The following is a 20,768-nucleotide window of genomic DNA, read 5'->3' on the forward strand; positions in this document are numbered from 1 at the left end:
TGACTTCCGGACGGCCAAGTGGGTGAGCCGGGCACGCCAGATACGTCTTCACCCGTTTGCCGACGTCGTTACCCATTCGAGATGTCCGTGTCGTATCCCAGTGGCGGCCCACGGGTCTTTCCCGGGTGCCATCAGTGATCAATGGCGGAGGGTGGACCCGATGGTCGTCAAGTTCGTCCGGGACGAGAGCGCGGAAGTGGCGGCGGAGGACGCGAGCACGCTGAACGAGCTCCCGACCCCGCCGAGGCAGTTGCTCGACCGGCACGGCGCACGCGTGCTCGACCCGGCGACCGCGGTCGTCGCCGCCGGTCAGCCGGTGCCGCGCACGACGGTGTACCGGCCGGGCACGTTCCTGCTGCCCAACCGGTACCTGCGCGACCCGGAAGCCCTGGCCGCGATCAACCGCGTGCTCGCCCGCATCGGCGTCTACGCCACCCCGGCCGACCGCGGTGGCGACAACCGGGCGTTCGCGCGCGTCCGGGAGCTCCCCGACGTGCCCGTCCGCGCGCTGCTGAAGGTCCGCGACGACGCGGACCCGGTCGTCGTCGACTGCTGGCGGGCGCTGCAGCTGCTGCGGGCCGCCGCTTCCGGCGAGCGGCCCGAGATCGACCCCGAGATCGTCAAGGAGATGTCGGTCGAGCACCTGCTCTTCACGTCGCCGGTGTTCGGCGGGGTCCCGTGGGAGACCAGCGGTCTCGGCGGCACGCCGTGGGAGACCAGCGGGTTCGGCGCGGGCAGCTCGTACGGGCGCACCCACGGCGCGAACCGGATCCCGGTGACGCTGGCCGCCGAACCGCCGTACCGCAGCCGCAAGCCCGCGCACCGGCGGCCGGTGATCGCCGTGCTCGACACCGGCATCGGCCCGCACCCGTGGTTCGGGCTGGCCGACCGCTCCGGCCCGCCGGCCCCCGGCTCCGGCCTCGCCGTCGCGCCGGGCATCCAGGCGGCGATCCTGCAGGCCGAGATCGACTCCGGGACCACCGTGGCGACCCAGCTGCTCACCGACCACTGGGACGCGCCGACGACCGGCCAGCCGCTGATCGGCGACATCGACACCGACACCGGGCACGGCCTGTTCATCGCCGGGATCATCCGGCAGGCCTGCCCCGAAGCCGACACGCTCGCCATCCGCGTCGTGCACAGCGACGGCGTCGCGTACGAGGGCGACGTGCTGCTCGCGCTGCACCTGCTCGCCGACCGCGTCCGGAACGCGCAGGCGAACAACCGGCCGCAGGACCTGGTCGACATCGTCTCGATCTCGATGGGCTACTACGTCGAGGACCCGGCGGACGTCGCGTTCACCGGCCAGTTCGGCTCGGTCATCGCCGAGCTGCTCGGCCTCGGCGTGCTGGTCGTCGCGGCCGCGGGCAACGACGCCACGACCCGCCGCTTCTACCCGGCGGCCTTCGCCGACCAGCCGCTCGGCCCCGGCTGCGGCCCGCAGGTGATCAGCGTGGGCGCGCTCAACCCCGACGTCGCCACCAGCAAGGCGCTGTTCTCCAACGAGGGCCCGTGGGTGCGCTGCTGGGCGACCGGCGCCGGCGTGGTCAGCACGTACCCGACCGACGTCCGCGGCACCGCGGCCGCCGACCACCAGGTGCCCGATCTCGGCCGCAACTCCTTCGACCCCGACGACTACAGCGCCGGCTTCGCCGTCTGGGACGGCACGTCGTTCGCCGCGCCGCTCGCCGCCGCCGAGATCGGCAAGGCCCTGCTGGCGCACGCCGGGGACCTGGCCACCGTCGACCGCGAGACGGTCGTCAAGCGGGCCTGGTCCGCGCTGGGCTCGCTGTGAACGTGGCCAAGACCGACCACAGCCGCGTGGCGGCGCTGTTCGACGCCGCGCGGGAGGGTGACCGCGCGGCGCTGGACGAACTGGTTTCCCTGCTCACGCCCCTGCTCTGGCAGGTGGCGCGCGATCAGGGCCTGGACGCCGACCAGGCGGGTGACGTCGTGCAGACGACGTGGCTACGCCTGCTCGGCTCCTTCGCGGAGATCCGCTCGCCGGTCGCGCTGACCGGCTGGCTGATCACCGTGACCAAGCGGGAGGCCTGGCGGACTGGGGAAAAACGCCAGGTCGAACGGCCGCTGCCGGAGCTCCCGGAGCGGCTGACCGAAGCGGCACCGGCACCCGAGGAGGGGGTGCTGCGCGAAGACCAGCGCGTGCGGCTTTGGCGCGCGGTCGACAACCTGCCCGAACGCTGCCGCAGCCTGCTGCGGATCGTGGCGTTCGTGCACCGGCCGGACTACGCCGAAGTGGGCGCCCGGCTGGGAATGCCGAGGGGGAGTATCGGCCCGACCAGGGGACGCTGCCTCGCGCGCCTGCGCGAGCAGCTACTCGCCAACGGCGAAGGAGATTGGCTGTGACCACCGTCGAACCACCAGGCGCGAACGAGCCGCTGGACGAGCTCGACTTCCGGCTCCTCGCCGGCGTGCGCGAGCTGTGGGAAGACGCCGACCCGATGCCCGCCACGCTGGTGGAGCAGATCCGCTTCGCCATCGCGCTGGAGGACGTCGACCTGGAAGTGATGCGCATCCGCGAGCAGGAGGGCCTCGCCGTCACGCGAAGCGCCGCCGAACAGGGACGGCTCATCACGTTCGACAGCGAAAGCCTCACGATCATGGTGAACGTGAGTCCCGAAGCGGCCGGCACGATGCGCCTGGACGGGTGGTTGACGCCCCCGGCCGAGCACCCGATCGAGGTCCGCACGGCGAACGGCCCGTTGACGACCACGTCGGACGCCGAGGGCCGCTTCGCCGTGAACGGCGTGGCCCACGGGATGGTGCAGGTGCTGGTGCGGACCCTCGGAAGGTCGAGGACGGTGAGCACACCGGCCATCGAACTCTGAGCGCGGCTCGGGCCGGGGCCGGTGGCGCTGTCTTGAATGACTCATTCATGTCGTCGGACGACATGAATGAGTCATTCACGTCATCCGTGACCCGGATTTGGCGCTGTCACGTGAAAAGCTGCCCTCCGGCAAGAGCTCCCGGATTGCCCGGAGCCGGAGGTACGATCCGGGGCGTCCTTCTCGGCCGAGGGGGACGGCCCCGGCCGGAAGGGCAGCCTGTGGTCGCGTCGCCGAAGGCGGAAGACCGGGTGCGCGACCTGCATCGGCGTGCGGTCGCGGCGACCAACAACGGCCAGCCCGTGGTCGGCGGGCGCCTGATCCGTTCTGCCGCACGGCTTCTGGGCCTGCCCGCCACCGCGCCGCCGCCCGGGTGGGCGGCCTGGCCCGACCTCGCCACGCGCGTGCTCGGCACCTACGCGGCCGTCGAAACCGCGCTCGGCAACAGTGCGCGCGGGCTCGCGCTGCTCGACGAGGCCGACGTCCTCGTCTCCGACGCCGGGCGCGGGATCCTGCGGCAGCAACGGGGTCTGGTGTTCATCCTCATCGGACGGATGGACGAAGCCCTCACCTGTTTCGACGAGGCCATCCCGCTGCTGCGGCAGGCGGGCGAGTTCGTCGTGCTCGCCCGGACGCTGCTCAACCGCGCCATGCTGCACCAGTACGCCGGCCGCGTGCGGCTCGCGCTCGCCGATCTCGACCAGTGCGAGCAGATCGGGGCCGGCCAGCCCGAAGAAGAAGGCCTGGCCCGGATCTTCGCGAAAGCCGCGCACGGCCGTGGGCAGGCGCGGGTGCTGACCGGGGACATCCCGGGCGCGCTGCGCGACTTCGACGCGGCGAGCGGGTTCTACGCCGAGCAGAGCGTCGGGATGCTGCCCGTGCTGGCCGTCGACAAGGCGCGGGCGCTGCTCGCCGCCGGGCTGCCGCAGGAAGCCGCCGCCGAACTGGACGCCGCCCTCGAGCAGTTCCCGCGGCTGCGGATGAACCAGGAGCACGCCGAAGCCGAACTCACGCGCGCGCTGGCCGCGCTCGCGAGCGGTGACCCGGCGACCGCGCGCAGCTGGGCCGGGCGCGCGGAACGGCGGTTTCGCCGCCGGGGCAACGAAACCTGGGCCGCGGTCGCGCAGCTGACCGCGTTGCGCGCGGACTTCGCGGCCGGACGGCGGATCGCCCGCGTCGCCGCGGAAGCCACCGCGCTGGCCGGCCGGCTCACCGGGCTGGGCCTGCGCAACGACGCCGAAATCGCGGCGCTGCTGGCCGCGCGGGCCCGGATCGCGCTCGGCGACCTCGACGGCGCCCGTGCCGGCATCGCCCCGCGCGACCGCCGGGCCGCGCCGCTGGAAAACCGGCTGGTGCGGCGGCTCGCGCTGGCCGAACTCGGCGCGGCGACCGGCCACCGGCGCGTGACGTTCGCGAACGCGCGCGCCGGGCTCGCCCAGCTGCAGCGGCACCGCAGCCGGTTCGGCAGCGTCGACCTGCAGACCGCGACGACGTCGCTGGGCAAGGAACTCGCCGACGCCGGCCTCGCCGCCGCGCTCGCCCAGCGTTCGCCGGGGGTGGTGTTCCGGTGGCTCGACCGCTCCCGCGCGCAGGCGTTCCGGTTCCGGCCGGTGCGCCCGCCCGCGCACCCCGAGACCGTCGACGCCGTCGCCGAGCTGCGGTACCTCTCGATGCAGATCCGCGCGGGCGAGCTGGCCGGGAAGCCGGACGCCCAAGCCGTGAAGCGCTGTGCCGCGCTGGAACGGGAAATCCGCGCCAAGGGCTGGCAGGCCGAGGGCACCGACGAGGACCACCCCGAGGCGAAGCTGCGCGAGATCGGCGACGAGCTGGCCGGCACCGGCAGCGCGATGGTCTGCTTCCTCGACGACCACGGCGCGTTGTGCGCGCAGGTGATCGCGAACCACCGGGTGGCGCTGATCGAGCTCGGCCCGGCGTCGGCGGTCGCCGAACCGGTCGCGCGGCTGCACAGCGACCTCGACGCGTTGTGCGGGCGCCAGCTCCCGCCGCAGCTCGACCGGGTCATCCGCCGGTCGGTGCGCACGCAGGTGATCGCGCTCGACGCGATCCTGCTGGCGCCGCTGGCGGCGCGGCTGGGTGACCTCGACGTCGTCGTCGTGCCGACCGGCGCGCTGTCGGCGATCCCGTGGGGGCTGCTGCCGACGTTGCGCGGCCGCCCGGTGACGGTCACGCCGTCCTCGTCCGCCTGGCTCGACGCGGGCCGCCGTCCCCGGCGCGCGGGCGGGGCGCCGCTGCTGGTCGCGGGCTCGGACCTGACCCACGCGGAGACCGAGATCTCGTCGCTGGCGCCGTTGTACCCGGAGGCGGAGGTGCTGACCGGCCCGGACGCGACGGTCGCGGCGACGCTCAAGGCGTTCGACGGCTGCCGGCTCGCCCACTTCGCCGCGCACGGTCACCACGAGCAGGAGAACGTGCTGTTCTCGCGGCTCAACCTCGCCGACGGGCCGTTGATGGCCTACGACGTCCAGCAGCTCGCGACGGCGCCGGAGCAGGTGGTGCTGTCGTCGTGCGACGTCGGCCAGGCCGTCGTCCGCGCGGGCGACGAGGTCCTCGGCTTCACGGCGGCGCTGCTCTACGGCGGCAGCCGCACGGTGGTCTCGAGCGTGGCGCGGGTCGACGACCGGACGGCGGGCGGCGTGATGCTCGCGTTCCACACCGCGCTCGCGGCCGGGACGCCGCCGGCGCGGGCCCTGGCGGACGCGGCCACGGCGGAACCGCTGATGCCGTTCGTCTGCTTCGGTCGCAGCTGACTCCCTTACCGACGTCCGGCGATCTTGAAGGTTGCTTTCCGGTGATCGATCGCATCGCGGCGCATCCCCGAGGGGCGGCTGGGCATCTTCCCTGTGAGTCCAGTCGATCACGGAACAAGGGAGGATGACCATGAAGCGAGCTGGTACCGCGCTGATCATCGGGGGTCTGGCGGCCGGTGGGCTGCTGCTGGCCGGTGGGGCGGCGAACGCCATGCCGAGCGACCACCCGTGCGGCGCGTCGGACGTCACCGTGACCGTGGCCCCGGACCCGTCGAACGCGGCCGGGCACGAGGCATACGTGCTCACCTACACGGCGGCGTCGCCGGCCACGAACTGCAAGCTCGAGGGCGCGCCGACCGCGGTGGGCTTCCTGGCCGGCGGGCAGCGGCTGCCGATCGCGGTGACGACGGACGCTTCCGAAGCGGTCCCGGTGAACCTGCGCGAGGGGCACCCGGCGGTGTCCCGGATCGTGCAGCGCTCGGCCGCGGCGCCGTCGGCCGCCGACTTCGTCACGTTCGACCTGCCGACCGGGCCGTACGGCCAGCCGGTGAGCGTCGCCTGGCCGGCGGGGGCGCCGGTCAAGGGCGACACCGTCCAGGTCACGCCGGTCGGCAACTGAACTCGGGGAGGGGAATCCACATGAAGCGCGTCCTGATGGGGATCGGCACGGCGGCGGGGGCCCTCGTGCTGGCGGCCTGCGGCACGTCCGCGGCGGCTCCGGCGCCCGCTCCCGCGGGTTCCGGCTCGGGCTCGGGCTCCGCGGCGGCTCCGGCCGGCGGCGGCGTGGCCGCGGCGTCGACCGCGACGCCCCGGTGCACGACGGCCGACCTGGAGGTCCTGCTGGGCAAGCCGGCCGAGAAGAACGACGCGCCGGGCCAGTACGACATCCCGCTGACGTACCGGAACACGACGAACCACACGTGCGGCCTGTACGGCGTCCCGGGCGTCGACCTGGTCGGCCCGGACGAGCCGACGTTCGGCCCGGTGTACCACCTGCCGCGCGTCGACAACGGCGTGAAGTACAACGAGGTCACCGCGGGGACGACGGCCTCGGCGACGATCACGGTGGTGAAGCCGGCGGCCGGCGAGCCGGCCTGGACGCCGTCGAAGCTGAACACGATCCCGCCGGGGTCGACCCAGCCGCTGACCGCGGACTGGCCGGCCGACCTCCCGGTCCTGCGCCAGGACGCGGCCACCCACCCTGGCTCGTACGTGAACGGGATCCTCGCCGACCCGGCCTGACGGCCTTCTCGTCACTCGATCGGGTGAAGCCGGGGGCCGCGCGTCATTCTTGGCGTGTGGCCCCCTCTTCCTCACTGCGGCGGTAACCGGCCGGCACGCCCCCCGACTGGCCGGTTACCGCTGCGAGTTCTCCACTGACAGTGGAACCGCACCCTGGGAGACCCGGAGCACCCCGCCCGCCGCTTACCGTCGGAAGCCGTGACGGTCGAACAGTGGGAGTCGGTGCGCGCAGCCCTGCCGGAGGTCGGCGGCCGGTTCGCGGACCTGGTGGCGAGCGTGCCGGACGCGCACGCGAACTCGCTCGGCGAGTGGTCGATCGCCGAAACCGCGTCGCACGTCGGGATGATCGCGCTGATGTACACGGCGATGATCCGCGGCGACGGCGGCCCGCTGCCGCTGCCGGGCCTCGAAGAGCCGATCGACTCGGCGAGCGTCGACACGATCTCGCGGATGAACGCGCTCGCCCTCGAGCTCTACCCCGAGCGCGACCCGGTCCGCCTGGCCGAGCGGCTGCGCGCGGACGTCGCCGAAGTGCTGCTGGTCAGCGCGGACCTCGACCCGGAGAAGCCGGTGTGGTGGCTGGGCGGCTCGCGCGTTCCGGTGGCGGGCGTCCTCGCGCACCTGGTCAACGAGATGCTGCTGCACGGCCTCGACATCGCCCGCGCGCTCCGGCGGCCGTGGCCGGTCCCGGCGCGGTACGAGGCGATGTTCCTGGAGCTGTTCCTGTTCGGCATGGTCCGCAACGACATGGGCCGCCTGCTCGACGACGCGACGCCGTCCCCGCGCCGGATCGCGGTCGAATTCCGCTCGGCGTACACGAAGCCGGGGGTGCTGGCGCTGCAGCACGGCCGGCTCCGCTTCGAGGAGCCGGACGGCACGGCGGACGTCCGCCTGCGCTTCGACCCGGCGGTCCTGGTCCCGATGATGTTCGGCCGGATCTCCAAGCCCCGAGCGGTGCTGACCGGCGGCGTGCGGATCACCGGGCGGCGGCCGTGGCTGCTGCCGGAATTCCTGCGGACCGTGCGGATGCCCTAACGGGTCAGTTCGCCGACCAGCCGTCGCCCCACTCCGCGTCCCGGGCCGCGCGGTACCGCGGGCCCTGCTTCTTCGAGACGGCGACGCCCGGCTTCAAGCCGTCCTCGGTGCACAGGTCGAGCGCGACCCAGCCCTTGTGCTTCTTCGGGTGCCGGATGATCCGCGCGTCCGGCCGCTCCGGGGTGAACCGGGCCGCGACGACGTAGGCGAACTTCTCGTCCTCGAAGCCGAGCGTGCCCGCCTTCAGCCGCCGGTGCAGGCCCGAGCGGGGGAGGCGCGCGGCGAAGTGGCACCAGTCCTCGCCGGGGGTGATCGGGCAGGCCGCGTCGTGCGGGCAGGGCGCGACGACGTGCAGGCCGAGCTCGATCAGCTCGGCGCGGGCGGCGCGGATCCGCTCGTAGCCCGCCGGGGTGCCCGGCTCGATCAGCGCGACCGCCCCGGCCTTCGCCGCCAGCCAGCGCACGACGTCGGGGCGGGTGGCGTCGGGGAGCTCGCCCAGCACGTAGGAGAGCGTGACGAGGTCCGCTTCCGGCGGCGGGGCGGCCGGGTCGACGAACCCGCGCCGCCACTGCGCGTCCCGCACCGCGGCGAGCCCGGCCCCGCCGGCCAGCCGCTTGCCGAGCCCGATCGCGCCGGCGACCTGCTCCAGCACGGTGCACTCCGCGAGCGACGGCCACACCGCCGCGGCCGCCCACACCGCCGCGCCGGTGCCCCCGCCGACGTCGATCTGCGTACGCGGCTCGAAGCCGGGAGCACGCGAAGCCGCTTCGGCGAGCACCGCGTGGACGGCGGCGTAGGTGGCCGGCATCCGGTAGCCGGCGTACGCGGCGACGTCGGCTTCGGAGGTCAGGATCGGGGAAGTCGCCGCGTCACCTCGGCGGTAGCGCGCGCTGAGCCGGTCGACGGACTGCGTCAGCCGGGCCACGGGGTGCCTGGCCAGCTCTTCGTCGAGCGCGGAGGAGAGGTCGTCGGGGAGTACCGCCACGACGGCAGGTTAGCCGGGCTCTCACCAGGGTTCGGCGTCGCGGTTGCGGGCCCAGCGCCAGGCGCGCGCGAAACCCCGCCGGACGAGCTGCCCGGCTCGCCGCAGCGGCCACGGCAGCCCCGGCCGGTCCTCGGTGGCCCGCCAGATCTTCACCGCGCGCGGGTACCGGCGCCGGACCCCGCTCAGGGATTTGTCCCAGACCGCGAAGCCGCGCTCGGCCTGCTGACCGTTCCCGGCCGGCAGCCGCACGATGTACCGGTGCAGCCCGTCCCGCGCGGTCTTGCCCACGTCGCCCACCCCCGGACTCGGTGCGGGGCCGCCCCCGCGCCCGAATCATCCCTCCGAGCGACCCTGAGCTGCTAGTTTTCCGGCGCGAAAAGTTTTTCGCCGGACCTGTCGATCCGGGCCGCCGCCGTTCGACGCGTGGGCAAGAGACCGACCGAGAGGAGACCGCTGTGCGGTTCATGGTGATCGTCAAGACGAACGAGCAGACCGACGGCAAGGCCCCCAGCGCCGAGTTGCTGGCCGAGATGGGGAAGTTCAACGAGGAGATGGTCAAGGCCGGCGTCCTGCTGGCGGGCGAGGGGCTCACGCCGAGCTCGGAAGGCGCCCGCGTCGTCTTCGACGGGACCGAGGCCCCCAAGGTCGTCGACGGTCCGTTCACCGAGTCGAAGGAGCTCGTCGGCGGCTTCTGGATCCTCCAGTGCCGCGACCGCGAAGAGTGCGTCGAGTGGATCAAGCGGATGCCGAACCCCGAGGGCGAGCACGGCGAGGTCGAGATCCGGCGCGTCGCCGAGGCGTCCGACTTCGAGAACATGACGCCCGAGGTCGCGGAGCTGGAAGGGCGGCTCCGCGCGCAGAGCGCCCAGGGGGCCTGATGCGGTTCCTGGTGATGGTCAAGGCCACTCCCGAGTCCGAGGCGCCCGGGTTCCAGGTGCCGGCCGACGAGCTGGCCGCGATGTCGAAGTTCAACGCGCGGCTGCTGGACGAGGGCCGGATCGTGCTGGCCGAGGGACTCACCTCCAGCGCCGAAGGCGTCCGCGTCGTCTTCGAAGGGGATGCCGAGCCGAAGGTCATCGACGGGCCGTTCGCGGAGACGAAGGAGCTGATCGCCGGGTTCTGGGTGCTCAACGGCGAGTCGGTCGAGGACATCGTCGCGCTGATGAAGCAGGCGCCGAACCCGGACGCGAAGGGTGGCGTGCTGGAGATCCGGCCCCTCGCCGAGTAGTGGGTTGCACCGCGGCCGATCACCCTGTCTGATGGCCGGGTGACGGTTGCGGACACCCGGAGCACGGTCGAAGCGGTCTGGCGCATCGAGTCGCCGCGGCTCATCGCGGGCCTGGCCCGGATGGCCCGTGGCGACGTCGGTCTCGCCGAAGAGCTGGCGCAGGACGCGCTGGTCGCGGCGCTCGAGCAGTGGCCGGAGTCCGGGGTGCCGCGCAACCCCGGCGCGTGGCTGATGACCATCGCCAAGCGCCGCGCGGTCGACCAGTTCCGCCGCAACGAGCGGTACGCGGAGAAGCTCGAGGAGGTCGGCCGCGACCAGCAGCTCGGCGAGGGCGTGCTGCCGGACTTCGACGCGGCCCTCGACGACCACATCGAGGACGACGTCCTGCGCCTGCTGTTCGTCGCCTGCCACCCGGTGCTGAACACCCAGGCCAGGGTCGCGCTGACGCTGCGCATGCTCGGCGGCCTGACGACCGACGAGATCGCGCGCGCGTTCCTGGTCCGCGAATCGACGATCGCCCAGCGGATCGTCCGGGCGAAGAAGGCGCTGACGGCGGCGAAGGTGCCGTTCGAGGTCCCGGAGGGCGACGAGCGCGTCGCCCGGCTGTCGTCCGTGCTCGAGGTCCTCTACCTGGTGTTCAACGAGGGCTATTCGGCCACCCGCGGCGACGACTGGATGCGCCCGGCGCTGTGCGAGGAGGCGATGCGCCTCGGCCGCGTGCTCGCCGCGCTGATGCCGGGCGAGTCGGAGGTCCACGGCCTGGTCGCGCTGATGGAACTGCAGGCGTCGCGCGCGAAGGCCCGCACCAAGCCGGACGGCGAGCCGGTGCTGTTGCTGGACCAGGACCGCTCCCGCTGGGACCGCTTCCTGATCCAGCACGGCTTGGCCGCGCTGGCGCTTTCGGAGCAGATCGCCGAAGGGGCGTACGGGCCGTACTCGGCGCAGGCGGCGATCGCGGCCTGCCACGCCCGCGCCCGGACCCCGGAGGAGACGGACTGGGCGCGGATCGCGGCGTTGTACGAAGGTCTCGGCAAGCTCCAGCCGTCGCCGGTGATCGAGCTGAACCGCGGGGTCGCGGTGGCGATGGCGTACGGGCCGGATGCGGGCCTCGCGGTGGTGGACGCAGTGGCGTCCGACGCGGCGCTGAAGGACTACCACCTGCTGCCCAGCGTCCGGGGCGACCTGCTGGAGAAGCTCGGCCGGCTGGAGGAGGCGGAGCGCGAGTTCCGGCGCGCGGCGGAGATGACGGAGAACGCCCGCGAGCGCGAGCTGCTCCTCAACCGCGCGAAGGCCGTCAGCGGCTAGCGGCCCCGCCACGAGAGCGGCGACAACGTCAACGCCGCCTCCGCGATCTTCCTCGCCGTTTCGGTTTTGAGGCCCTTCGTCGCCGACGCGATCCACTCGTCGACCGGGCGCACGCCGACGTCGCGGTACTCCAGCGCCTGCAGCAGCATCTCCAGCTTGTCCGCGTCCTTCGCGCACAACGACTCCGCCGAAGCGCGGCTCTCGTACTCGTCCACCGCCTCGCGCACCAGCGCGCGGGACCGCGGCGGCAGCGCGGCCGTCTGGTCCGCCGTGATTTCCCGGGGTTCCGGCTTGCGCAGGTACTCCACCGCCGTCAGCGGGAGGTCGCCCGTCCGCGTCTCCTGCGTGTCGTGCCACAGCGCCAGGAACGCCGCCCGTTCGGGGGACGCGCCCTCCTCCGCCGCGATCAGCGCCGCCAGCTGGGCCGCGCGGAGGCTGTGCTCGCCGACCGACTCCGGGTCGCGGACGCCCGCGTGCCACCAGCCCGACCGCCGGATCCGTTTCAGGAGGCCGAGTTCGTAGCCGAACGAGGCCAGCGCTTCAGACGTCATGCCGCTCAGCCTAGGGCGACGGGATCATCGCCGTCAGGATCGTCGCCTGCAGGAGGGAAATCACGCCGACCACCGCCGTCAGCAGCAGGGACCACAGGAACGTCTGCCGCAGCAGCGAGCCCTCCTTGCCGCTCTGGCCGATCGCCGTCGCGCCGATCGACAGGTTCTGCGGCGAGATCATCTTGCCCATCACGCCGCCGGAGGTGTTGGTCGCGCCCGCGAGGATCGGGTTCAGGTTCAGCTGCTGGGCCGAGATCACCTGCATCGGGCCGAACAGGCTGTTCGTCGACGCGTCCGAGCCGGTCAGGAACACGCCCAGCCAGCCGATGTAGGCCGAGAACAGCGGGAAAACCGCGCCGGTCGTGGCCAGTGCGAGGCCCAGCGTCTGCGTCGCGCCCGAGTAGTTCATCACGAAGGCGATGGCCAGGATCATGAAGATCGTCGCGAGCGCCCAGCGCATCTGGACCAGCGTCGACCGGTACGTCTTGAGCAGCAACGCCGGCCGCGCGCCCATCGCGAAGCCGGCGACGACCGCGGCGATCAGCGCGACCGTGCCCGGCGAGAACAGGAAGTCCACCGTGAACGTCGCCGCGTAGGGCGCGTTCTTCGCCGTGATCGGCGGGTGCTGGACGACGTGGTTGTGCAGCCCCGGCCACGCGAAGATCCAGTCCGCCTTGTGCAGCAGCTTCGTGAGGTCCAGCCAGCCGGGGAGGTTCTTGAAGATCGTGCCGATCCGGGACAGGAAGATGGCCAGGATCAGGATGACGTAGGGCATCCACGCGTAGAGCGCGCCGCGCCCGGCCTGCGCCGCGCCGAGACTCTTGACAGCGCTTTCTTCGCCCTCGAACCGCCACACGGTCGCGGGCTGCCAGAACCGCGTCAGCACCCACAGCGCGGCCATCGCGGTGAGCGCGGCGAGGACGTCGACCAGGCTGGCGCTGATGTAGTTGGACGCGACGAACTGCATGGCCGCGAACGCGATCCCGGCGGTCAGCACGGCGGGCCACACCTCGAGCATGCGCTTCCAGCCGGCCAGCACCACGACCAGGAACGCGGGGATGATCAGCGCCAGCACCGGAACCTGCCGCCCGACCATCGCCGAGAACAGCTCGGTCGCCTGGTCCTGCTTGAGGTGCATGATCGGCGCGGTCAGCCGCCCGAGCACGATCAGCGGGTTGCCGAGCCCACCGAACGCGACCGGCGCGGTGTTCGCCAGCAACGCCAGCACGACGGCCTTCACCGGCGGAAACCCGAGCGCGGCCATCATCGCGGCGGTGATCGCGATCGGCGACCCGCCACCCGCGACGCCTTCGAGCAGCGCGCCGAACGCGAAGGCGATCAGCAGCGCCTGGAGCCGCCGGTCTTCGCTGAACCCGGCGAGCACGCGCTTGATGCTGTCGAACCGGCCGGTCGCCACGGTGACGTTGTGGAAGTACACGGCGTGGAACGCGATCCAGGCCACCGACCACACCCCGAACAAAACGCCCATCGCCGCGGAGTCGAACGCCAGCGCGGCAGGCATCCGGTACAGCAACAGGGCCACCCCGAGCGCGGTGACCAGCGCGAGCGCCGCCGAAAGGTGCGCGGAGAAGCGCACAACCCCGAGCGCGACGAGCAGCACGACGATCGGCAGCGCGGCGAGCAGCGCGGACACCCACAGCCCGCCCGCGGGCTGGTAGTCCTGGATCCAGGTCACGGTCGGCTCCTTCGCCGGTTCGCGGGGACAACGGCCGCGCGGAGGTGTCTTGAATGAGTCATTCAGGACCTCCGGTGACCTGAATGACTCATTCAAGACACTGGGGCGGGCCCAGCCTGAGCGGAGTCAGGCGGGCCGGCTCCGCACGAACCCCAACCGCAGCGACAGCGCCGCCGCGGTCCCGGCCACCGAGGCGCCGAGCTCGTCGAGGCGGCGCAACACCCGCGGCGCCGGTCCGGCGATGCTGATGGCGGCGATCGGCCGTCCCGAATGGTCGCGGACCGCGGCCGCCACGCAGCCGACGTCCGGCTCGTTCTCCACCTCGTCGATCGCCCATCCCCGCCTGCTGGTGCGCGCGAGCTCGTCGAGCAGGCGGTGCGGGTCGATGATCGTCTTCAGCGTCAGCGAATCCAGCTTCATCCGGCGGACGCGCTCGGCGCGGTCGGGCTCCGGCAGCGCGGCGAGCCACGCCTTCCCGAGCGACGTCGCGTGCTGCGGGCGCCGCGTGCCGAGGCGGCAGGCGAGCGTCACGGCGCTGGCGCTGCGTTCGGTGGCGACGTAGACCATCGTGTCGTTGTCCGGCACGGCGAGGTAGGTCGTCTCGCCCGAGCGTTCCGCGAGCGACGCGAGGTACCGCGGCGCGCACCGGTGCAGGTCGGTCGCCGCCATCGCGCGGGCGCCGAGTTCGACCAGGCGCGTCCCGAGCCGGACGCGGCCGGTGATCTGGTCGGCTTCGAGGTACTCGAGGTTCTTCAGGGTGCCGACGATCCGGTACGCGGCACTGCGGGAAAGCCCCAGTTGCCGCGCGATCGCATTGGTGGAAATCTCCTGGTGCCTGCCCACGTGCTCCAGCACCGCGAGCCCGCGTTCGAGAGTTCCGCTGTTTTCCAGCCCGCGCTCCGCTCCCACGTTGCCCTCCGTTGGACGGTTTCCGCTCAGCGGCAAGCATTTCCGCTGGGTGGGTTTGGACGGTAACACCTCCGATGTATGTACGGAAGATCTTGAAACGCTTCAGGAGAAATGCGGTTACTTGACCATGCTAATTGGTACAACCTCCGATGGTTAGGTTTCCTACCTATGGCGGTTGCGGGCACTGAAGCAGGCGCGTTCGACACGTTCGACAACGTTGTCTTTCAGGTCCGTGAATGCGCATTCACGGACCTGAATCGCTGGGCGGGTCAGTGGGGAAAAGTCGCGAATGCCGGGACGGCCGCCAGCACCTCGTCCAGCGCTTGCCGCGCGGAATCGCCGAAGTCGCCGCCGGTGCTCCAGCGGTCGTGGGCGAGCTTCATCGCGAGCGCGCCCAGTTCCGCGGCGACGCACGCCGTCAGCTCCGGGACGCCGCGCCGCTTGAGGGCGTCGGTCATCGCGGCGATGAGGGTGAGGCCCTTCAGTGCTTCGCGCTCTCGCAGTTCCGGGTTGGCGTCGATCACCGCTCGCCGGAGCGCGCCGAGCTCGCGGCGTTCCGGGGTGAAGGCGGCCCGGCCGATCGCGACCATGGCTTCGGTCAACGCCTCCAGCGGGCCGGCGGTCTCCGGTGCCGACGCGATCGCCTCGGCGAGCAGGCCGGCCAGCGCGCCGCCGCCGAAGAGGACTTCGCGCTTGTCCTGGAAGTGGCGGAAGAAGGTGCTCTTCGTCAGTCCGGCGCGCTCGGCGATGTCGATCACCGTCGTGTTCTCGTAGCCGCGCTCGGCGAACAGCTCGAGGGCGGCTTTGCTCAGCCGCTCCGGTGCGTTCGGTTGCCAGCGGGCCATGCGACCACTTTACGGCACTTGGTCCCGTCATCGGTGTACGGTGATGGGACCAAGTCTCATCACTAGGAGGTTCCCGTGAGCCGAGCCGTCGTCTACGAAGAATTCGGTGGTCCCGAAGTCCTGGAGCTGCGAGAAGTACCCGAGCCGCACGCCGGCCCCGGCGAGGTGCGCGTCCGCGTCGCGGCGGCCGGGCTCAACCCGATGGACTGGGGCATCGCCGCCCGGCCCGAGGCGGCCGCGCAGTTCGGCATCACGCTGCCGTCCGGCTTCGGGTACGACTTCGCCGGCGTCGTCGACGAGGTCGGGCCCGGCGTCACGGCTTTCGCCGCCGGTGACCGCGTCCACGGCGGCGCGCTCGGCCGGGCCGTCGCCGACCACGTCGTCGTCGAGGTGCCCGGCGCGCTCTTCCCCACACCGGACGGGATCAGCGACGAGGTGGCGAGCACGCTCCCGGTGGCCGGCTCCTCGGCGGCCGCGGCGCTGGCGGCGATCGGCCTGCGGGCCGGCGACACCGTCCTGATCGGCGGGGCCGCGGGTGGCGTGGGCATCTTCGCCGTCCAGCTCGCGAAGCTCGCCGGCGCGACCGTGATCGGCACCGCGTCGGAGAGCACGTTCGGGTTCCTGCGCGAGCTCGGCGCCGAGCCGGTCGCCTACGGCCCCGGGCTGGCGGACCGGGTGCGGGCGTTCGGCGTGACCGCGGCGACTGACCTGTTCGGCACCGAGACGGCCGAGGCCGCGCTGGCGCTCGGCGTGCCGCCCGAGCGGATCTCCACGATCGCCGCCGGCCCGATCCCGCCCGGCGGCGTGCGCGCGACCGGGGGAGCCGACGCGGAACCGGGCGCGCTCGCGCGGATCACCGCCGCGATCGTGGCCGGCGAGCTCACCGTGCCGGTGGCCGCGGTCTTCCCGGTCGAGAAGATCCGCGACGCCGTCGCGCTGCAGGCCGGGCGGCACGTGCACGGCAAGGTCGTCGTCACGCTCTGAGGCGAGACGCGGGCCACGGACTCAGGGAACTCACAGCGCCCGCGGGGCACCATCCGCACCGATGACCGTCCGAAACCCCTTCCGCACCCGCGCGTCCGTGGCCGCCGGCCGGCTGACCGCCTGGCTCTCCCGCAGTTCGGGGCTCGGCGGCGGCGGCATGATCGGCGGCCGCGTCACGCTCGCCCTCGACCCGCGGGCGCTGCGGCGGCTCGGGCGGGAGCGGACCGTCGTGCTGGTCACCGGCACCAACGGCAAGACGACGACGTCGCTCATGCTCACCCGCGCGCTCGAGGCGCTGGCCGAGGTCGCCGCCAACAGCGACGGCGCGAACATGCCCGACGGCGTCCTCGCCGCGCTGGCCGCCCGCCCGGACGCGCCCTACGCGGTCCTCGAAGTCGACGAGGCCCACGTGCCGTGGGTGGCCGGCCAGCTCCAGCCGGCCGTGGTCGTGCTGCTCAACCTCAGCCGCGACCAGCTCGACCGCGTCGGCGAGGTCCGCGGCACCGAACGCGACCTGCGGGCCGCGCTGGCCGGGCTGCCGGGCACGGTGGTCGTCGCGAACTGCGACGACGTCCTCGTGACGTCCGCCGCTTCCGCGGCCGTGCGGCCGGTGTGGGTGAGCACCGGGCGGCGCTGGACCGGCGACTCGACGGCGTGCCCGCGCTGCGACGGCCTCGTCGGGTTCCGCGGCAAGGACTGGAGCTGCGGCTGCGGGCTGGCCCGCCCGGAACCCGGCTGGACCCTCGACGGCGACCTCGTCCGCACGCCCGGCGGCCGCCAGGTCGACCTCGACCTGCGGCTGCCGGGCGACGCGAACCGGGCGAACGCGGCGCTCGCGCTCGCCGCGGCGCACCGCCTCGGCGTGCCGCCGCACACCGCGGCCGCCCGGCTGCGGACCATCACCGACATCGGCGGCCGCTACCGCACGATCCGCCGGTCGCGGCACTCCGTGCGGCTGATGCTGGCGAAGAACCCGGCCGGCTGGGTCGAAACGCTGCGCGTGCTCGACGAGGACACGCCGGTGGTCGTCGCGGTGAACGCGCAGGAAGCCGACGGGCGCGACCTGTCCTGGCTCTGGGACGTGCACTTCGAGCGGCTGCGCGGGCGCCAGGTGGTCGTCACCGGCGAGCGCGGCGCCGACCTAGCCGTCCGGCTCTGTTACGCCGAGGTCGCGCACTGGACCGAGCCGGACCCGGTCGCCGCGATCGACGGCCTCCCGCCCGGCGGCGTCGAGCTGGTCGCCAACTACACGGCGTTCCGCGACCTGGTCGGGCGGTTGCCGGGTGGCTGATTCGATCGTCCACATCGGACTGCTGCTGCCGGAGGTGCTCGGCACCTACGGCGACACCGGCAACGCGCAGGTGCTCTGCCGCCGGCTGCGCTGGCGCGGGTTCGACGCCGAGGTGGTGCCGGTCGGACTGGGCGAGCCGGTCCCGTCCACTTTGGACATCTACCTCCTCGGCGGCGGCGAGGACGGCGCGCAGGCACTGGCCGCCGCGCACCTGCGGAAGCACTGGCGCTCGCGATCGGGCGACGCGGTGGTCTTCGGCGTGTGCGCGGGCCTGCAGGTGCTCGGCACCCGCTTCAGAGGTCTGGACGGAGTCGACCACGACGGTCTCGGCCTCCTCGACGTCACGACGGAGCCCGGCGAGCGGCGCGCGGTGGCCGAACTGGTCGCGACGTCGTCCGGGCTGCTCCCCGAACCGCTCACCGGCTTCGAGAACCACCTGGGCGTGAGCAAGCTCGGCGCGGACAGCGAGCCGCTCGGCACGGTGGTGCGCGGCACGGGCAACGGGGACGGCACGGAGGGCGCGGTGACCGACCGGGTGGTCGGCACGTACCTGCACGGCCCGGCACTGGCGCGCAACCCGGCGTTGGCGGACCTGCTGCTGAGCTGGGTGGCGGGGCACCCGCTGCCGACGCTGGAGCTCCCGGCGGTCGACCGCCTGCGCACGGAACGCCTGACCGCCACCCGGCGACGGCGGTGACCGAAGTGCCCGTGGCAAGCGCCCCAATGTGGCGTTCGGTGCGTTGGATGCACCGAACGCCACATTGGGTGCGCTGGACGCACCCAACGCCACATTGGGGTGGTCGGGTGGACAGGTGCCGGCGGTGACCCGGTGGACGTGACCGCGGCGGAACCGCCGGTGGCGGCGCTTCGCGGTTACGCTGCGTTGGTGAAGCTGGGCAGGGTGGTCGCCGCGACCGGGGTGCGGATGCGGACCACCGCCGTGGCGGTGTTCGCGCTCGCGCTGGCCATCGCCGCCGCGGGGGTGGTGGTCGTGCTGCTGCTCGAGGAGTCGCTCGACCGCAGTGTCACCGAGAGTGCTCGCAGCACCGGCCGCCAGGTCGCCATCCAGCTCGTCCGCGAAGGCGCGCGCGACCTCAGCGCGAGCGACGTCGCCAGCACCGGTGACACCGAAGCCGTCACCCAGGTGCTGAACGCGCGGGGCGTGCCGATCGCCAGCGATCCCGCGATCGTCGGGCACCCGCCGCTGACCGCCGCGCGGCCGGTCGCCGGGCACGAGACCATCGAGACGCTCCCGCTCGGGCTCAACGGCGACAGCGACGACTACCGCGTGGTGTCGCAGGAGGTGAACGGGCCGGGCGGACCGTTCACCGTGATTTCCGCACGCTCACTCGAGCCGGTGACCGAGGCGTCCACCCGGCTGACGCTGCTGCTCGGCCTGATCGCCGTGCCGCTGCTCGCGATCTCCGGCCTCGCCGTCTACCGCGCGGTCGGCTCGGCGCTGCGGCCGGTCGAGCGGATGCGCCGGACCGTCGCGGAGATCTCGACGCGCGACCTCGCCGCGCGCGTGCCGCTGCCGCCGGGCGGGGACGAGGTGCACCGGCTGGCCGTCACGCTCAACGAAATGCTGTCCAGGCTGGCGTCCGCGCAAGCCGCGCAACGCCGGTTCGTCGCCGACGCCAGTCACGAGCTGCGGTCGCCGCTGTCGACGATCAGCACCGCGCTCGACGTCTCCGGGCGGCACCCGGAGAGCGCCGGCGACCTGGTGCCGGTGATCGGCCGCGAGACCGCGCGGCTGCGCGAGCTCGTCGACGACCTGCTCATGCTGGCCCGTACCGACGACGCCACCGACCGGCCGCAGCGCACCGAGGTCGACCTCGACGACATCGTCCGCGCGGAAGCCGAGCGGGTCCGCGGCGAAGGCGCGCTGGACGTCGAGGTCCGGGCCGGGCCGGCGAAGGTGCACGGCAGCGAGGCCCAGTTGCGGCGGGCGGTGCGGAACCTGGTCGACAACGCCCGCGGGCACGCGCGGTCGCGCATCCGCGTCAGCAGCGCGGTGCGCGGCGACCTCGCCGTGGTCGAGGTGAGCGACGACGGGCCCGGCGTCGGGGCAGCCGACCGGGAACGGATCTTCGAGCGGTTCGTCCGGCTCGACGCGTCGCGCCAGCGCGGCCACGGCGGCACCGGGCTGGGCCTGCCGATCGTGGCCGGCATCGCGGCCCGCCACGGCGGCCGGGCGCGCTACGCCGACCCCGGCGAGCCGGGCGCGCGGTTCGTGATCGAGCTGCCGGTGATCGCCGTGCCGAAGGAGGAGTAGTGCGCCTGCTGATCGTGGAGGACGAGCGCGAGTTCGCGGAGACGCTGCGGCGCGGGCTGGTCGCCGAGGGCTTCACCATCGACGTCGCCCACACCGGCCGGGAAGGGCTCTGGCGGGCGACCGAGCACGAGTACGACGTCGTGGTGCTCGACATCATGCTGCCCGAGCTGTCCGGCTACGAGGTGCTCAAACGCCTGCGGGCGGCGGAAAACTGGACGCCGGTGCTGATGCTCACGGCCAAGGACGGCGAGTACGACGAGGCCGACGCGTTCGACCTCGGCGCCGACGACTACCTGTCGAAGCCCTTCTCCTTCGTCGTGCTCATCGCCCGGTTGCGCGCGCTGCTGCGCCGCGGCGCGCCGGCCCGCCCGGCCGTGCTGGAGGCGGGCGACCTGCGCCTCGACCCGTCCGCCCGGACCGTCCACAGAGGACAAAAGCGGATCGAGCTGACCGCCCGGGAGTTCGGGCTGCTGGAGTTCTTGTTGCGGCGCCCGGGTACCGCGCTGACGAAGAACGAGATCCTCAACCACGTCTGGGACGCGCACTACGACGGCGACGAGAACGTCGTCGAGGTCTACATCGGGTACTTGCGACGGAAGATCGACACGCCGTTCGGCACCCGCACCATCGAAACGGTCCGCGGTGTCGGGTACCGGCTCGTGGACGTTACTGGATCGTGATCTGATCGGCGGGTCCGGGGCATTGGTTCCGCCGGGTGTTCCGGCATTGCGCTGTTTGCCTCCGCCGGTTGCCGCGTCCCGCCCATTCTTCCTCGCGAATTGGTGAAAAATACCGTCCCGCAACGGTT

The 20,768-nt window shown here is 73.0% G+C and carries 21 protein-coding genes; 15 read left to right on the forward strand and 6 right to left on the reverse strand.

Annotated features, from left to right (window positions below; translation table 11 throughout):
* Window positions 1–160: 160 nt before the first annotated feature.
* From SD460_RS09955 to SD460_RS09985, 7 genes are all read left to right on the forward strand, one after another.
* Window positions 161–1,795, forward strand: a complete 1,635-nt coding sequence (locus tag SD460_RS09955) for a S8 family serine peptidase (RefSeq protein WP_318306091.1) — start codon at window positions 161–163, stop codon at window positions 1,793–1,795.
* Window positions 1,792–2,367, forward strand: a complete 576-nt coding sequence (locus tag SD460_RS09960) for an RNA polymerase sigma factor (protein WP_318306092.1) — start codon at window positions 1,792–1,794, stop codon at window positions 2,365–2,367. The genes SD460_RS09955 and SD460_RS09960 overlap by 4 nt, the downstream gene beginning before the upstream one ends.
* Window positions 2,364–2,849 (forward strand): hypothetical protein, encoded by a 486-nt coding sequence (locus SD460_RS09965; RefSeq protein WP_290059780.1) that lies wholly within the window; start codon window positions 2,364–2,366, stop codon window positions 2,847–2,849. Before SD460_RS09960 ends, SD460_RS09965 begins: the two co-directional genes overlap by 4 nt.
* Before the next feature lie 248 nt (window positions 2,850–3,097).
* On the forward strand, window positions 3,098–5,614 hold the full coding sequence (locus SD460_RS09970) for a CHAT domain-containing protein (protein ID WP_318306093.1): 2,517 nt from the start codon (window positions 3,098–3,100) through the stop codon (window positions 5,612–5,614).
* 130 nt (window positions 5,615–5,744) lie between these two features.
* Window positions 5,745–6,233 (forward strand): DUF4232 domain-containing protein, encoded by a 489-nt coding sequence (locus SD460_RS09975; protein ID WP_290063101.1) that lies wholly within the window; start codon window positions 5,745–5,747, stop codon window positions 6,231–6,233.
* Window positions 6,234–6,253: 20 nt separating this feature from the next.
* Window positions 6,254–6,856 (forward strand): DUF4232 domain-containing protein, encoded by a 603-nt coding sequence (locus tag SD460_RS09980; protein ID WP_438860825.1) that lies wholly within the window; start codon window positions 6,254–6,256, stop codon window positions 6,854–6,856.
* A 198-nt stretch (window positions 6,857–7,054) separates the two neighbouring features.
* Window positions 7,055–7,891, forward strand: coding sequence for a maleylpyruvate isomerase N-terminal domain-containing protein (locus SD460_RS09985; RefSeq protein WP_290061679.1), 837 nt, complete (start codon window positions 7,055–7,057; stop codon window positions 7,889–7,891).
* A 4-nt stretch (window positions 7,892–7,895) separates the two neighbouring features.
* Here the strand turns inward: SD460_RS09985 and SD460_RS09990 are convergent, their stop codons facing one another.
* Both SD460_RS09990 and SD460_RS09995 read right to left on the reverse strand, forming a co-directional pair.
* A complete protein-coding gene (locus tag SD460_RS09990; RefSeq protein ID WP_318306094.1) occupies window positions 7,896–8,876 on the reverse strand; it encodes a small ribosomal subunit Rsm22 family protein in 981 nt (326 codons plus the stop codon).
* Between the two features lie 21 nt (window positions 8,877–8,897).
* Window positions 8,898–9,164 (reverse strand): hypothetical protein, encoded by a 267-nt coding sequence (locus tag SD460_RS09995; protein ID WP_290061676.1) that lies wholly within the window; start codon window positions 9,162–9,164, stop codon window positions 8,898–8,900.
* 167 nt (window positions 9,165–9,331) lie between these two features.
* On the opposite strand from SD460_RS09995, the gene SD460_RS10000 reads away from it, so the two are divergent.
* The 3 genes from SD460_RS10000 to SD460_RS10010 are packed head-to-tail and all read left to right on the forward strand — an operon-like array spanning window position 9,332 to window position 11,409.
* Window positions 9,332–9,754: a YciI family protein gene (locus SD460_RS10000; protein ID WP_290061675.1), complete on the forward strand. Its 423-nt coding sequence runs from the start codon at window positions 9,332–9,334 to the stop codon at window positions 9,752–9,754.
* Window positions 9,754–10,104, forward strand: coding sequence for a YciI family protein (locus SD460_RS10005; RefSeq protein WP_290061674.1), 351 nt, complete (start codon window positions 9,754–9,756; stop codon window positions 10,102–10,104). The genes SD460_RS10000 and SD460_RS10005 overlap by 1 nt, the downstream gene beginning before the upstream one ends.
* Window positions 10,105–10,143: 39 nt before the next feature.
* Window positions 10,144–11,409 (forward strand): RNA polymerase sigma factor, encoded by a 1,266-nt coding sequence (locus SD460_RS10010; RefSeq protein WP_290061673.1) that lies wholly within the window; start codon window positions 10,144–10,146, stop codon window positions 11,407–11,409.
* On the opposite strand, the gene SD460_RS10015 is transcribed toward SD460_RS10010, so the two are convergent.
* From SD460_RS10015 to SD460_RS10030, 4 genes are all read right to left on the reverse strand, one after another.
* Window positions 11,406–11,960: an HD domain-containing protein gene (locus SD460_RS10015; protein WP_290061672.1), complete on the reverse strand. Its 555-nt coding sequence runs from the start codon at window positions 11,958–11,960 to the stop codon at window positions 11,406–11,408. The genes SD460_RS10010 and SD460_RS10015 overlap by 4 nt on opposite strands.
* A gap of 10 nt (window positions 11,961–11,970) precedes the next feature.
* Entirely contained in the window at window positions 11,971–13,656 is a 1,686-nt protein-coding gene (locus SD460_RS10020; protein WP_290061671.1) for an L-lactate permease, read from the reverse strand.
* Between the two features lie 126 nt (window positions 13,657–13,782).
* A complete protein-coding gene (locus SD460_RS10025) occupies window positions 13,783–14,565 on the reverse strand; it encodes an IclR family transcriptional regulator (protein WP_290061670.1) in 783 nt (260 codons plus the stop codon).
* Window positions 14,566–14,834: 269 nt separating this feature from the next.
* A complete protein-coding gene (locus SD460_RS10030; RefSeq protein ID WP_290061669.1) occupies window positions 14,835–15,410 on the reverse strand; it encodes a TetR/AcrR family transcriptional regulator in 576 nt (191 codons plus the stop codon).
* Between the two features lie 75 nt (window positions 15,411–15,485).
* On the opposite strand from SD460_RS10030, the gene SD460_RS10035 reads away from it, so the two are divergent.
* The 5 genes from SD460_RS10035 to SD460_RS10055 all read left to right on the forward strand — a co-directional run bounded on the left by SD460_RS10035 (window position 15,486) and on the right by SD460_RS10055 (window position 20,640).
* Entirely contained in the window at window positions 15,486–16,394 is a 909-nt protein-coding gene (locus tag SD460_RS10035) for an NADP-dependent oxidoreductase (RefSeq protein ID WP_290061668.1), read from the forward strand.
* Window positions 16,395–16,455: 61 nt separating this feature from the next.
* On the forward strand, window positions 16,456–17,685 hold the full coding sequence (locus SD460_RS10040) for a MurT ligase domain-containing protein (protein WP_318306095.1): 1,230 nt from the start codon (window positions 16,456–16,458) through the stop codon (window positions 17,683–17,685).
* Window positions 17,678–18,382, forward strand: a complete 705-nt coding sequence (locus SD460_RS10045; RefSeq protein WP_290061394.1) for a type 1 glutamine amidotransferase — start codon at window positions 17,678–17,680, stop codon at window positions 18,380–18,382. Before SD460_RS10040 ends, SD460_RS10045 begins: the two co-directional genes overlap by 8 nt.
* A gap of 189 nt (window positions 18,383–18,571) precedes the next feature.
* Window positions 18,572–19,960: a sensor histidine kinase gene (locus SD460_RS10050; protein WP_290061397.1), complete on the forward strand. Its 1,389-nt coding sequence runs from the start codon at window positions 18,572–18,574 to the stop codon at window positions 19,958–19,960.
* Window positions 19,960–20,640, forward strand: coding sequence for a response regulator transcription factor (locus tag SD460_RS10055; protein WP_290061399.1), 681 nt, complete (start codon window positions 19,960–19,962; stop codon window positions 20,638–20,640). Before SD460_RS10050 ends, SD460_RS10055 begins: the two co-directional genes overlap by 1 nt.
* Window positions 20,641–20,768: the final 128 nt, after the last annotated feature.

This window comes from Amycolatopsis solani (genome assembly GCF_033441515.1).
Taxonomy (GTDB): domain Bacteria; phylum Actinomycetota; class Actinomycetes; order Mycobacteriales; family Pseudonocardiaceae; genus Amycolatopsis; species Amycolatopsis solani.